This is a genomic window from Herbiconiux sp. (assembly GCF_023264855.1).
Classification (GTDB): Bacteria; Actinomycetota; Actinomycetes; order Actinomycetales; family Microbacteriaceae; genus Herbiconiux.
In genome coordinates, this window is record NZ_JAHFUW010000026.1 from 1 (window position 1) to 13,253 (window position 13,253).

Below are 13,253 nucleotides of genomic sequence, written 5' to 3' on the forward strand. Positions count from 1 at the left end.
AAGACCGCACGGGTTTTTGGCATTTGACATTGTGCACGCTGTTGAGTTCTCAAGGATCGGACGCACCGGCCCCACCCAGACAAACTAGGCGGCCCTCCGGGCAACTTCTCAACCCTACCATTTTCCGGCCCGCTGTCAAATCGACGTTCGAACCGGATTCCCTCTCCCGAAGGAGATATCTCACTCCGAAGAGGAGATGAAGTAGGGGGTTTGGTCTCCGCTTGAGGCCGGTAAGCTCTTCCGCTTTTCCGCACCTGTGGGGTGACGAGTTAGAACATTACGCGGACGTTACAGGGCTCGCAAATCACCGTGCCGCCCGGGCGTGTCGCCCCGTGTTCCCGCGGAGTTCACGCTTTGGGGTGGCGCTTGTAGGGCGAGACGGTCGGGTCGCCGGCGAGAGCGAACCGCCAGGCGAACGGCGGCCGGCCACCGTCGCCGCTCACTCCGGTGCGGAGACTGGTGACGGGAGTCGCTGCGGGTTCGCGCGGCGGCTCGAGCTGGAACGGCGGGCGGGACAGGTCGGCACCGTCCTCGGCAAGGGCGATTCCCACAGCGAGGACCAGTCGGGCCGGTCCCCGCGCGAGGTCGCGATCCAGACGGGCGGTCGGCCGGCGACGACGCGCGAGGTCGACTCCGTCGACGATCTCGCCGGCGCGCAGCAGCACGGCGGACGCCTCCCCCACCGGCGAGCACACCACATTGGCGCAGACGTGCATCCCGTAGGTGAAGTACGCGTACAGGTGCCCCGGCTCACCGAACATCGAGGCCGTGCGCGGGGTGCGCCCCCGGAAGGCGTGCGATCCGGGGTCTTGGCCTTCGCCCAGGTAGGCCTCGACCTCGGTCAGGCGCACCGAGACCCGCCCCTCGTCCGAGTCGTGCGAGAGGATCGCGCCGAGCAGCTGCGGTGCCACCTCGAGCGCAGAGGCCGAGAAGTCGATCAGAACAGCTTCACTCCGAGGGAGAGCGATACGACGAGGGCCGCGATCACGACGAGCGCGGCGAGGCCGATCAGGCCCCAGACCGCCCACGACGGAAGTGGGCGCCGCCAGAATCCGGGATCCCCGGGAGCACGGTCCGGCTTGGCCGCTTTGCCGGCCTTCGCCGGATCGGGAGTCGTGTCGGGTTCGGTCATGCAGCACCTCCGGGCAGAGCGGTGGTCGAGGAGACGAGGGCGCGCACCCGCTCGGTGAGAGCGGTCAGCTGCTCCCGCACGCGAACGCCCGCGGTTCCGCCCGAGCCGTCACGACTGGCGACGGAACCCTGGATGGTGAGCACACTGCGCACCTGGGGGGTGAGGTGTTCCGAGATCGAGGAGAACTGCTCGTCGGTGAGACCGTCGAGTTCGAGCTCGTGGTCTTCGGCGAACTTCACCAGGTTGCCGGTGATCTCGTGGGCGTCACGGAAGGTGACGTGCTGCTTCACGAGCCACTCGGCGACATCCGTGGCCAAGGAGAAGCCCTGCGGCGCGAGCTCGGCCATCCGTTCGGTGTGGAAGGTGAGCGTGGCGACCATGCCGGTGAAGGCGGGCAGCAGAACTTCGAGCGTCTTGATCGAGTCGAAGACCGGCTCTTTGTCTTCCTGCAGATCGCGGTTGTAGGCGAGCGGGAGACCCTTGAGGGTGGCGAGCAGGCCGGTGAGGTTGCCGATCAGGCGACCCGACTTGCCGCGCGCGAGCTCGGCGATGTCGGGATTCTTCTTCTGCGGCATGATCGACGAGCCGGTCGAGTACGAGTCGGACAGGGTGACGAAGCCGAACTCCTTGGTGTTCCAGATGATGATCTCCTCCGCGAAACGCGAGAGGTCGATGCCGATCTGGGCGGTGACGTAGGCGAACTCGGCCACCACGTCGCGGGAGGCCGTTCCGTCGATCGAGTTCTCCACCCCGTGGGCGAAACCGAGGTCGTGCGCCACGAGTTCGGCGTCGAGGCCCAAGGTGTTGCCGGCCAGGGCACCGGACCCGTACGGCGAGGCATTCGCGCGCGCATCCCAGTCGCGCAGGCGCTCGATGTCGCGCACCAGCGGCCAGGTGTGCGCCAGAAGCTGGTGGGCCAGCAGCACGGGCTGCGCGTGCTGCAGATGGGTGCGGCCGGGAAGGATGGCGTCGAAGTGGGCCTCGGCCTGCGAGGCGGTCGCGTCGATCAGGTCGACGAGCATCCGGGTGATGGTCGCCGCATGGTCTCGGAGCAGCATCCGCACCAATGTGGCGATCTGGTCGTTGCGGCTGCGGCCCGCACGGAGTTTGCCGCCGAGCTCGACTCCCGAGAACTCGATCAGGCCCCGCTCGAGGGCCGAGTGCACGTCTTCGTCGTCGGGGGTGGGGCGGAAGGTGCCGTCCTCCACCGCCGTCGACAGCTGGTCGAGCGCCGCGAGCATGCCCTCGAGCTCGGTGGCCGTGAGGTAGCCGGCGCGAGCCAGGGCCGCGGCATGGGCGCGCGACCCGGCGATGTCGTACTGCGCGAGCTGCCAGTCGAAGTGCGTGGACCGGCTCAGCTCGGTGAGCTCGGGGGCAGGTCCACCGGAGAAGCGCCCGCCCCAGAGGGATCCGGCCTCGCCGGCGCGGGTAGAGAGGTCGTCGGTCATGCGGTCGCCCCTTCGGCGTTCTGCTGGAACAGCCACACCAGCAGCGCCTTCTGGGCGTGCAGGCGGTTCTCCGCCTCGTCCCAGATGACGCTCTGCGGGCCGTCGATCACGTCGGCCGCGACCTCGTAACCCCGGTCGGCCGGCAGGCAGTGCAGGAAGAGCGCATCCGGCTTCGCTTTCGCCATCAGCTCGGCGTCGACCTGGAAACCGCCGAAGGTCTCCACGCGGGCGGCCTTCTCGGCCTCCTTGCCCATCGAGACCCAGGTGTCGGTGACGATGACGTCGGCGCCGTGCGCTGCAGCATCCGGATCGGTCAGCACGGTGACGGAGCCGCCGGTCTCTTCGGCACGCTTCTTCGCATCGGCCACCACCGTGGCGGAGGGTGCGTATTCCACCGGGCTCGCGACGCGCACGTGCATCCCGGCCGTCGCCCCGGCGAGCAGGTAGGACTGCGCCATGTTGCTCGCCCCGTCACCGAGGAAGGAGACGGTGAGGCCTTTCAGCTCGCCGCGGTGCTCGCGGATGGTGAGGAAGTCGGCCAGCAGCTGGCAGGGGTGGAAGTCGTCGGAGAGCGCATTCACGACCGGCACACGAGTGCCGGCGGCCATCTCTTCGAGCCCCGACTGCGCGTAGGTGCGCCAGACGATCGCGGCCACCTGGCGTTCGAGCACGCGGGCGGTGTCGGATGCCGTCTCCTTGCCGCCGAGCTGGCTCGAGGCGGTGGAGATGATCAGCGGGATGCCCCCCAGATCGGCGATACCGACCGCGAACGACACCCGGGTACGGGTGGAGGACTTGTCGAAGATCACCGCCACGGTCTGCGGGCCCTCGAGGGGTCGGGCCTGGAAGCGATCCTTCTTCAGCTGCTCGGCGAGATCGAGGATCTGCGCCTGCTCGGCGGGAGTGACGTCGTCGTCGCGAAGGAAGTGCCTGGTCATGGTGCGCCTCGGTCTCGGGGTGTCGAAAGGATCAGGATAGCGGTGCGGCCGTGCCGGCCGCTGCGGGCAGGCGGCGCGCGCCCGGCTCAGGTGGCGGAGACGGTGTCGAACGCGGCACGCATCCGCAGACCGAACTCGCGCACCTCATCGTCGCCGATGATCAGCGGCGGGGCGATCCGCAGGGTGGAGTCGTTCGCCGCGTTCACGATCAGGCCGTTGGCCAGGGCCGCATCGACGATCGCACCGGCGACGGGCTCGGTGAGGCCGACGCCGATCAAGAGGCCCTGCCCGCGCAGTTCGTGTACGAGCGGTGAATCGAACGACCGGATGACCTCGCGCAACTGCTCTCCGCGCACTGCTGCATTCTGCACCAGGCCGGCGCGCTCGATCTCGCCCAGCACGGCGTTCGCGGTGGCCGTGGCCAGCGGGTTGCCACCGAAGGTGCTGCCGTGCTGGCCGCGGGTGAACAGGTCGGAGGCCCAGCCGAAGGTGACCAGCGAGCCGATGGGGAAACCGCCGCCCATGCCCTTGGCCACCGTGACGGCATCCGGTCGCACGCCGTCGTGCATGTACGAGAACCACTCGCCCGTGCGCCCGACGCCGGTCTGGATCTCGTCGACGATCAGCAGCACACCGTGCTGCTCGGTGAGTTCGCGGGCTCGCACGAGGAAGCCCTCGGGCAGTCCGATCACCCCGGCCTCGCCCTTGATCGGTTCGAGGATGAGCGCGGCGACCGAGTCGTCGATCGTGGCCTCGAGGGCGGCGATCGTGGTGTCGATGTGCTCGACGCCGCCCGGCATCGGCTCGAAGGGCTCGCGCATGGCGGGCTTGCCGGTGAGCGCGAGCGCACCCATCGTGCGGCCGTGGAATCCGTTGGTCAGGGCCACGATCCGGCGGCGCGACGGCGAGGAGTTCAGGCGCGCCAGCTTGAACGCGGCCTCGTTGGCCTCGGCGCCCGAGTTGCAGAAGTAGGCGCGGCCGCCCTCCCCCGCCCCGGTGAGGCGGATCAGCCGCTCGGCCAGCTCGAGCTGGGGCGGGGTGGAGAAGTAGTTCGAGACGTGCGCGAGCGTCGAGGCCTGCTTGGTGACCGCCTCGACGAACACCGGATGCGCGTGCCCGAGCGAGTTCACCGCGATGCCGGCGAGGAAGTCGAGGTACTGCGTGCCCTGCTCGTCCCACACGTAGGAGCCCTCCCCTCGCACGAGAAAGCGCAACGGCAGCCCCATCGTGCGCATGAGGGACGACTCGAAGCGAGTGGTCCACAGGGTTTCGGTCTCAGTGCCTGACACGAGGTCCTCCGGTATTCCGATCTGAGGGGGCGGGTGAGTGGTGGGGAGCGGGGCGGGGCGTCGCGTTCAGCGGGCCGGAGCCGGAACCACCTCGGTGCCGACACCACCCTGCGTGAACACCTCGAGCAGGATGGAGTGCGGCTCGCGACCGTCGATGATCGCCGCCTTGGCCACTCCCCCGTCGACCGCCTCGAGGCAGGCCGCCATCTTCGGGATCATCCCCGACTCCAGCGACGGGAGCAGGGATCGCAGCTCTTCGCTCTCGATCACCGAGACGAGCGAGTCGCGGTTCGGCCAGTCGGCGTAGAGCCCGGCGACATCCGTGAGGACGACCAGTTTCGCGGCGCCGATCGCCACCGCCAGCGCCGCCGCCGCGGCATCCGCGTTGACGTTGAGCACCTGGCCTGGCTCGTCGATGTCGGGGGCGATCGAGGAGACGACCGGGATGCGGCCGGCCTCCAGCTGCGCGAGAACGCCCTCGGGATTCACCCCGATGACGTCTCCGACGAGACCGAGATCGACGACTTCACCATCGATCTCGACACCGCGCTTGCGGCCCTCGAACAAGCCGGCGTCTTCGCCGGAGAGCGCCGCGGCGAGCGGACCGTGCTCGTTGATGTGGCTGACGATGTCGCGGCTGATCTGGCCGGTGAGCACCATCCGCACCACGTCCATCGCCTCGGGACTGGTGACCCGGTAGCCGCCGCGGAACTCGCTCCGGATGCCGAGCCGGTCGAGCATGGCCGAGATCTGCGGGCCACCGCCGTGCACGACGACCGGCTTGATGCCGGCGTAGCGCAGGTAGACGATGTCTTCGGCGAAGGTGCGCTGCAGCTCGGGGTCGACCATGGCGTTGCCGCCGAACTTCACCACGATGATCTGGCCGTGGAAACGCTTGAGCCACGGCAGCGACTCGATCAGCGTGCGCGCCTTGACGTGCACCAGCTCGGAGTCGGCGGAGGAGGATGCGGCGTACTCGACCATCAGCTGGCGTACGCGCTGTTCTCGTGCACGTAGTCGTGCGTGAGGTCGTTGGTGAAGATCGTGGCGGTCTCGGTGCCCGACTTCAGGTCGATCAGGATGTGGCAGGCGCGCGGCGTCAGATCGACGAGATCGCGGCTCTCGCCGGGCTCGCCCTCCCTGCACACCATCACGCCGTTCATCGAGACGTCGATCTTGTACGGGTCGAAGACCGCATTCGTCGTTCCGAGGGCGGCGAGCACCCGGCCCCAGTTGGGGTCGTTGCCGAAGATCGCGGCCTTCAGCAGGTTGCTGCGCGAGACGGCGCGGCCGACCACCACGGCGTCGTCTTCGGAGGCGGCGTTCACCACCTCGATGGCGATGTCGTGGCTGGCACCCTCAGCGTCACCCTGCAGTTGCAGCGCGAGGTCGTGGCAGAGCCCGGTGAGCGCCGCGGTGAACTCGGCCTCGTCGGCGTCGACTCCGGATGCTCCGGAGGCCATCAGGGCGACGGTGTCGTTCGTCGACATGCAGCCGTCGGAGTCGACGCGGTCGAAGGTGACGCGGGTGGCGGCGCGCAGGGCACGGTCCAGCCCGGCAGGATCGAGCTCGGCATCGGTGGTAAGGACCACGAGCATCGTCGCGAGGCCCGGTGCGAGCATCCCGGCGCCCTTCGCCATGCCGCCGATCGACCAGCCGGCCGGCGAGATGACCGCGGCCTCCTTCGGCTTCGAGTCGGTCGTCATGATGGCCAGCGCCGCATCCGCCCCACCCTCGTCGGAGAGGGTCTGCGCCGCGTGCGGCACGTTGTCGAGGAGGGAGTCGCGGAAGCTCTGGTCGCCCACGCCGATCAGCCCGGTGGAGCAGACGAGCACATCGGATGCCGAGACCTGCAGCGCCTCGGCGACCGCTTCGGCCGTGGCGTGGGTGGTCTGGAAGCCGAAGGAGCCCGTGAAGCAGTTGGCCCCGCCGGAGTTGAGCACAATCGCGGCGACCTGGCCGTCGCGGATGACCTGCTCCGACCAGATGACCGGGTTCGCCTTGGCGCGGTTGGAGGTGAACACGGCCGCAGCGTGCAGGCTCGGGCCGCTGTTCACCACGAGCGCGAGGTCGCGCGCGCCGGTGGACTTGAGGCCGGCGACGACGCCGGAGGCGAGGAAACCGGCGGGGGTGGTGACGCTCACGGCGCGACTCCGTTCACGGGAAGACCGGTGCTCTCGGGCAGCCCGAGTGCGATGTTGGTGGCTTGGATGGCGGCACCCGCGGTGCCCTTCACGAGGTTGTCGAGCGCGGTGACGGTGACGACCCGCTCGGCCTCCTCGTCGACGGCGAGGCCGATCAGAGCGGTGTTCGCGCCGATCGTGTCGCTGACCTTGGGGAACGAGCCCTCCGGGAGCAGGTGCACGAACGGCTCGTCGCCGTAGGCGAGCTCCCAGGCCGAGCGCACGTCGGCGGCGCTGACCCCGGGTTGCAGGCGGGCCGTCGAGGTGGCGAGGATGCCACGGGCCATCGGCACGAGCATCGGCGTGAACGAGACGGTGACCTTCTCGCCGGAGGCGGCGCTGAGGTTCTGGATGATCTCGGGCACGTGGCGGTGCACGCCGCCGACCCCGTACGCGTGCGCCGATCCGAGGATCTCGCTCGCCAGCAGGTCGGTGCGCAGCGCCTTGCCGGCGCCCGAGGGACCGACGGCAAGCACGGCGGAGAGGTCGGCCGGCTGGATGACGCCCGCCCGCAGCCCGGGCGCGAGCGCGAGACTGACCGCGGTCACATTGCATCCGGGCACCGCGATGCGGTTGACCCCGGCCAGGTTGACGCGCTGCTTCTCACCGTTCTCGAGCACCAGCTCGGGCAGACCGTAAGGCCACGACCCGTGGTATTCGGATTTGTAGAACTGAAGCCAGGCATCCGCGCTGGTGAGCCGGTGATCGGCTCCGCAGTCGACCACCAGGCTGGAGTCGCCGAGCTCCTCGGCGAGCGCACCGGAGTGGCCGTGCGGCAGGGCGAGGAAGACGACGTCGTGGCCCTTGAGCGACTCGGGGCTGGTGTCTTTCAGCACGAGCCCCTCGTACGAGCGCAGGTGGCTGTGCACGTCGGTGAGGCGCTGACCCGCGTTCGAGTGCGCGGTGACGGTTCGCACCTCGAACTCCGGATGCGCGCTCAGCAGCCTGAGCACCTCGCCTCCGGCGTATCCGCTCGCTCCCGCGACCGCGACTGAAAAGACCATGGATCCAACTTACTAGCTAGAAGAGGGCACCCTACTCGCGGACGGCGGCCTCGAAGAGGTCGGCCGCACGGGCGGCGCCGGCGAGCTTGGCCTCGCTCGCCTCGGCCGCGGTGAGGGTGCGGTCGGGCGCACGGAATCGCAAGGCGAAGGTGAGGCTCTTCGAGGAATCGGGCAGGCCGGTGCCGCGGTAGTCGTCGACCAGCCGGATGCTCTCCAACAGCTCGCCCGCGCCCTCGGCCACCGCGCGCTCGACGTCGCCGGCCGGAACCGAGGCGGCCACCACCAGCGACAGGTCTTGCGTGGCCGCCGGGTAGCCGCTGATCGGAGCGACGTCGATGGTGCTGCCGGCCGCGGCCATCAGCGCATCGAGGTCGAGCTCGGCCACCGCGACGACCCGTGGCAGGTCGAGTTCGTGGGTGAGCGACGGGAGCAGCTCGCCGGCGAAGCCGACGCTGACGTCACCCGAGCCCGTCTGGACGAACAGCTCGGCCGTGCGGCCGGGATGCATCGCCTTGTGGGCGCCGGTGGCGACCCGGATGCGGATCGCGAGCGCCGATTCGAGCAGGCGGACCACGTCGAGCACGTCGGCGAGACCCGCGGCCACGGCCGGCTGGCCGGGCTGCTTGTCGACCGCGTTACCCAGGGTGAGCACGCCCACGTGACGCGGCTGCGGCGGGATACCCGCGTGCAGTTCGGTCAGCTGCTCGGCGCTCGGCAGGGCTGCGCCGAGCGGCAGCGCATCCTGACCGTAGGCCTTGCCGGCCTCGGGGGTGAACACCAGGCCGATCTCGAACAGGGCGAGATCGGTGAGACCGCGCGAGAGGTTGCGGCGCGCGATGTCGATCAGGCCCGGGATGAGGGAGGTGCGCAGCAGCGCCGCCTCGGAGTCGAGCGGGTTCGCCACGCGGATCGCGGGCACCTCGACGTCGGCGGGGCTGCCGAACAGGGCGTTCTGCGCGGTCGTGAGGAACGGGTAGGCCAGCACCTCGGTGAGACCGCCGGCCGCGAGCACGTCGGCCGTGCGACGGCGGGTGACCTGCGACACCGTGAGGCCGCGACCGGGAGGCGCCACGGGGAGGATCGACGGGATGCGGTCGTAGCCGATGATCCGCGCCACCTCTTCGGCCAGCGAGGCCTTGTCGGTGATGTCGGGGCGCCACGACGGCGGCACGACGACGAAACCGGCCGAGGTCTCCTCGACCTCTGCGCCGATCTCGACGAGCGAGCTCGCCGTCTCGTCGCCGGTGAAGTCGACGCCGATCAGGCGCTGTACATAGCCGAAGGGCAGCACGATCGAGCCGGCCTCGGGATGCTCGTGGTGCAGCGATCCCAGATCGTCGGCGGTGCCGCCGGCCAGCTCGACCAGCAGCTCGACCACCCGGGCGGCCGCGGGCTGCGCCACCTTCGGATCGACACCGCGTTCGAAGCGGCGTGAGGCCTCGCTCGGCAGCTTGTGCCGGCGGGCGGTGCGCGCGACCGACACCGGGTCGAAATTCGCGGCCTCGATCAGCACGTTCACGGTCGTGTCGCCGAACTCGGTCGAAGCGCCGCCCATGACTCCGGCGAGGCCGATCGCTCCGCTGTCGTCGGCGATCACCAGGTCTTCGGGGTGCAGCGTGCGGGTCTGCCCGTCGAGCGTCTCGAGGGTCTCCCCCTCGGCTGCCCGGCGCACCACGATGCCGCCCTGCAGAGCATCCAGGTCGTAGACGTGGGTGGGCTGGCCGAACTCGAGCATCACGTAGTTCGTGATGTCGACCGGCAACGAGATCGAGCGGATGCCGGCGAGCTTGAGGCGCGCGATCAGCCAGGCGGGGCTCGGCCGGGTGGGGTCGATGCCGCGCACCACGCGGGTGACGAACACCGTGGCGCCGACACGGCCCCGGATGGGCGCCTCGTCGTGGATGGACACCGGGAAGCCGGTGCCGGCGACCGGCGTGACCCGGTGCACGGGGTCGTGGAACGACGCTCCGGTGGAGTGCGAGTACTCGCGGGCGATGCCGCGGATCGAGAACGCGTAGCCGCGGTCGGGGGTGACGTTCACCTCGACGGCCGCATCGTCCAGGCTCAGCAAGGCCAGAGCATCCGTGCCGACCTCGGGGTCGAGGCCGAGCGTGCTCAATCGCAGGATGCCGTCGTGGTCTTCACCGAGACCGAGCTCGCGCGCCGAGGCGATCATGCCGTCGGAGACGTGGCCGTAGGTCTTGCGGGCCGCGATGGCGAACCCGCCCGGCAGCACCGCGCCCGGCAGCGTGACGACGACCTTGTCTCCGGGGAAGAAGTTACCGGCGCCGCAGACGATGCCGCGCACATCCGCTCCCCCGTCGGCCGCCTGGGCGCCCTCGGGCGCGACGCGCACCTGGCACCAGCGGATGGTCTTGCCGTTGGACTGCGGCTCCTCGACGAATTCGAGCACCTGCCCGACCACGATCGGGCCGGTGAGGTCGAAGTCGTGCGAGCCCTCTTCTTCGAGCCCCACCTTCACCAAGGCTGCGTGGATGTCGGCGATCGAGGCCCCCGCGGGCAGATCGACGTATTCGGCGAGCCAACTGATCGGCACTCGCATGACTAGACCACCATTCCGAATTGCTGCGAGAACCGCACATCGCCCTCGACCATGTCGCGCATGTCGTTGAGGTCGTTGCGGAACTGGAGAGTGCGCTCGATGCCCATGCCGAAGGCGAAACCCGAGAACTCGTCGGGATCGATGCCCGCCGAGCGGAGCACGTTGGGGTTGACCATGCCGCAGCCGCCCCACTCCACCCAGCGCGCACCGCCCTTGGCGTTCGGCTGCCAGACGTCCATCTCGGCGCTCGGCTCGGTGAACGGGAAGTAGTTCGGGCGCAGGCGGATCTTCGCACCCTCGCCGAACATCTGCCGGGCGAAGTGCTCGAGCGTACCGCGCAGGTGCGCCATGGTGAGGCCCTTGTCGATGGCGATGCCCTCGACCTGGCTGAACACGGGCGTGTGCGTGGCGTCGAGCTCGTCGGTGCGGTACACCCGGCCGGGTGCGATGACGTAGACCGGCAGCTCGCGCTCGAGCAGGCTCCGCACCTGCACCGGGCTCGTGTGCGTGCGCAGCACGAGGTGCGACTCGGGCGGGTCGATGAAGAAGGTGTCCTGCATCGCGCGCGCCGGGTGGTCGGCGTCGAAGTTGAGGGCGTCGAAGTTGAACCACTCGCTCTCGACCTCGGGGCCTTCGGCCACCTCCCAGCCCATGCCCACGAAGATGTCGGCGATCCGGTCTTGCAAGAGGGACAGCGGATGGCGCGCGCCGATGCGGCGGCGGCTGGCGAGGGCCGTCACGTCGACCGCTTCGGCGGCCAGGCGCTGCTGCTCTTCGAGCGCGACGACCTCGGTCTCGCGCGCGGCGATCGCCTGATTGACGCGAGCGCGGGCCTGGCCGACGAGCTTGCCGGCCGCGGCCTTCTGGTCACCGGGCAGCGACTTGATGGCGGCGTTGAACGCGGCGAGAGCCGAGTTCTCGCCGGCGTGCTCCGCGCGCACGGCGCGCAGACTCACGGAGTCGGTGGCGGACTCGAGCGCGGCGAGCGCGGCATCCACCGCGTCGGTCACCGCCTGCTCGGTGATGGCGATGGGTTCAGACACGAGGCACAAGTTTACGCGGTGCGGGCGCTGCGCGAAGCGCTCGGCACCGAGCCACTATTCAGTGGTCGCGTCGTTGGGGTCGGCGGGGCCGGCGATCTTCTTGGCGGCGCGCCCGCTCATGCTGCGGCGCGCGAGGTACCGGGCGAACCAGGACAACGTGAGGTTGACGGCCAGATAGATGATGAGGGTGATGGCGAAGAGGCTGAACAGGTAGCGGTTGCCGTAGAAGCTCGAAAGATTGTTCATGGTGGTGCGGATCAGCTCGTTGTACCCCACGATGTAGCCGAGGCTGGTGTCTTTCAAGAGCACCACGAGCTGCGCCACGATGATCGGCAGCATCTGCCGGAAGGCTTGGGGGAACTCGATCAGCATCTTGGTCTGCAGCCTCGTCATCCCGAGACTCAGGCCGGCCTCGTGCTGCCCGCGGGGCAACGAGGCGATACCGGCACGGAGGGCTTCACCGATCAGGGCGCCGTTGTAGATGCCGAGTGCCAGCACCACCGCCCAGAAGGCACCGGTGGCGAAGGCCAGCAGGATGAACAGCATCATCAGCAGCACGGGCATGCCGCGGAAGAACTCGAGCACGATCATTGTGGGGATCCGCACCGCCTTGCGCGGCGAGGTGCGCAGCAGCGCGAACAGCACACCGACCACGAGCGCCATCACGGCGGCCAGCGCCGCCGCCTGCAGCGTGTTCAGCAGACCGCGCCCGACCGCGCCCCAGAATTCGGGGTCGACGACCAACTTCTCCCAGCGGCTCCAGTCGAAGAAGCCGGGAAGGGTTATCCCGCCGGATTCCCGCGGCTGAGCGAGGATGTAGATGCCCCAGGCGAGAACGGCGAGAACGGCGACGACCACCACCGCGGAGGCGATGCGCGACCGTCGGCGTGCACGGGGGCCGGGGGCGTCGAACAGGACTGAGGCACTCATCGTTGCACCGCGAATCTCTTCTCCAGCGCCCCGGCCAGGATGCCGAGGGGAATGGTGATGATCAGGTAGAAGGTGGCTACGGCCAGGAGCACCGCCACGACGGCATTGCCGTTCTCATTGGCCAGGGTGCGCCCCACGCCGAACAGCTCGGCCACGAACAGGCCTCCAGCCACCGAGGTGTTCTTGGTGAGCGCGATCAGCACGTTGATCAGCGGCGGGATGACCATCCGGAACGCTTGCGGGAACACCACCAGCGAGACGGTCTGACCGAAACCGAAGCCCAGGCTCCTGGCGGCCTCGGCCTGACCGATCGGCACACCGTTGATCCCCGAGCGCAATGCCTCCGCGACGAACGGCGACGTGTAGGCGGTGAGGCCCACGATCGCCGCCCAGAAGTACGGAAGCTCCGAACCGAGGTAGGGCAGGATGATGGCGCAGAAGATCAGCACCAGGGTGAGCGGCGTGTTGCGCAGCAGCTCGGTGTAGATGGCCGCCACCCGGCTGAGTGCCGGGATCGGCGAGATCCGCATCGCGGCGACGACCGTGCCCAGCACGAGCGCGGCGATGCCGGAGATGATCAGCAGGGACAGTGTCTGGCCGAAGCCCTCGAGATAGGCCGGCAGGTTGTCGATGACGACGTTCACGCATCCTCCTCTCTGGTGCGGTGGGGTCTCAGGTGCGGTGGTTCTCAGGTGCGGTGGGGCGGATTCCGGGCAGGAAGTG

The 13,253-nt window shown here is 69.3% G+C and carries 12 protein-coding genes; all 12 read right to left on the reverse strand.

Translation table 11 applies throughout. From position 1 onward, the window contains the following. Nucleotides 1-347 precede the first annotated feature (347 nt). The 12 genes from Q0D75_RS11545 to Q0D75_RS11600 all read right to left on the reverse strand — a co-directional run bounded on the left by Q0D75_RS11545 (nt 348) and on the right by Q0D75_RS11600 (nt 13,174). Entirely contained in the window at nt 348-941 is a 594-nt protein-coding gene (locus Q0D75_RS11545) for a DNA-3-methyladenine glycosylase (protein WP_291053595.1), read from the reverse strand. Further along, a complete protein-coding gene (locus tag Q0D75_RS11550) occupies nt 938-1,132 on the reverse strand; it encodes a hypothetical protein (protein WP_291053458.1) in 195 nt (64 codons plus the stop codon). Before Q0D75_RS11550 ends, Q0D75_RS11545 begins: the two co-directional genes overlap by 4 nt. Beyond that, nucleotides 1,129-2,580: an argininosuccinate lyase gene (argH, locus tag Q0D75_RS11555; protein WP_291053460.1), complete on the reverse strand. Its 1,452-nt coding sequence runs from the start codon at nt 2,578-2,580 to the stop codon at nt 1,129-1,131. The genes Q0D75_RS11550 and argH overlap by 4 nt, the downstream gene beginning before the upstream one ends. Beyond that, on the reverse strand, nt 2,577-3,518 hold the full coding sequence (gene argF / locus Q0D75_RS11560; RefSeq protein ID WP_291053462.1) for an ornithine carbamoyltransferase: 942 nt from the start codon (nt 3,516-3,518) through the stop codon (nt 2,577-2,579). Before argF ends, argH begins: the two co-directional genes overlap by 4 nt. 86 nt (nt 3,519-3,604) lie before the next feature. Further along, nucleotides 3,605-4,783, reverse strand: coding sequence for an acetylornithine transaminase (locus tag Q0D75_RS11565; RefSeq protein ID WP_291053598.1), 1,179 nt, complete (start codon nt 4,781-4,783; stop codon nt 3,605-3,607). 90 nt (nt 4,784-4,873) lie between these two features. After that, on the reverse strand, nt 4,874-5,791 hold the full coding sequence (gene argB, locus Q0D75_RS11570; protein WP_291053465.1) for an acetylglutamate kinase: 918 nt from the start codon (nt 5,789-5,791) through the stop codon (nt 4,874-4,876). After that, a complete protein-coding gene (argJ, locus tag Q0D75_RS11575; RefSeq protein WP_291053467.1) occupies nt 5,791-6,951 on the reverse strand; it encodes a bifunctional glutamate N-acetyltransferase/amino-acid acetyltransferase ArgJ in 1,161 nt (386 codons plus the stop codon). The genes argB and argJ overlap by 1 nt, the downstream gene beginning before the upstream one ends. Then, on the reverse strand, nt 6,948-7,994 hold the full coding sequence (gene argC / locus Q0D75_RS11580; RefSeq protein WP_291053470.1) for an N-acetyl-gamma-glutamyl-phosphate reductase: 1,047 nt from the start codon (nt 7,992-7,994) through the stop codon (nt 6,948-6,950). Before argC ends, argJ begins: the two co-directional genes overlap by 4 nt. Nucleotides 7,995-8,025: 31 nt before the next feature. Next, a complete protein-coding gene (pheT, locus tag Q0D75_RS11585) occupies nt 8,026-10,557 on the reverse strand; it encodes a phenylalanine--tRNA ligase subunit beta (RefSeq protein ID WP_291053472.1) in 2,532 nt (843 codons plus the stop codon). 2 nt (nt 10,558-10,559) lie between these two features. Beyond that, on the reverse strand, nt 10,560-11,600 hold the full coding sequence (gene pheS / locus Q0D75_RS11590) for a phenylalanine--tRNA ligase subunit alpha (protein ID WP_291053474.1): 1,041 nt from the start codon (nt 11,598-11,600) through the stop codon (nt 10,560-10,562). 54 nt (nt 11,601-11,654) lie between these two features. Further along, nucleotides 11,655-12,530, reverse strand: coding sequence for an amino acid ABC transporter permease (locus Q0D75_RS11595; protein WP_291053477.1), 876 nt, complete (start codon nt 12,528-12,530; stop codon nt 11,655-11,657). Continuing rightward, the gene (locus Q0D75_RS11600; RefSeq protein WP_291053479.1) at nt 12,527-13,174 is read right to left on the reverse strand and encodes an amino acid ABC transporter permease; all 648 of its coding nucleotides are present in this window, start codon (nt 13,172-13,174) and stop codon (nt 12,527-12,529) included. The genes Q0D75_RS11595 and Q0D75_RS11600 overlap by 4 nt, the downstream gene beginning before the upstream one ends. Nucleotides 13,175-13,253: the final 79 nt, after the last annotated feature.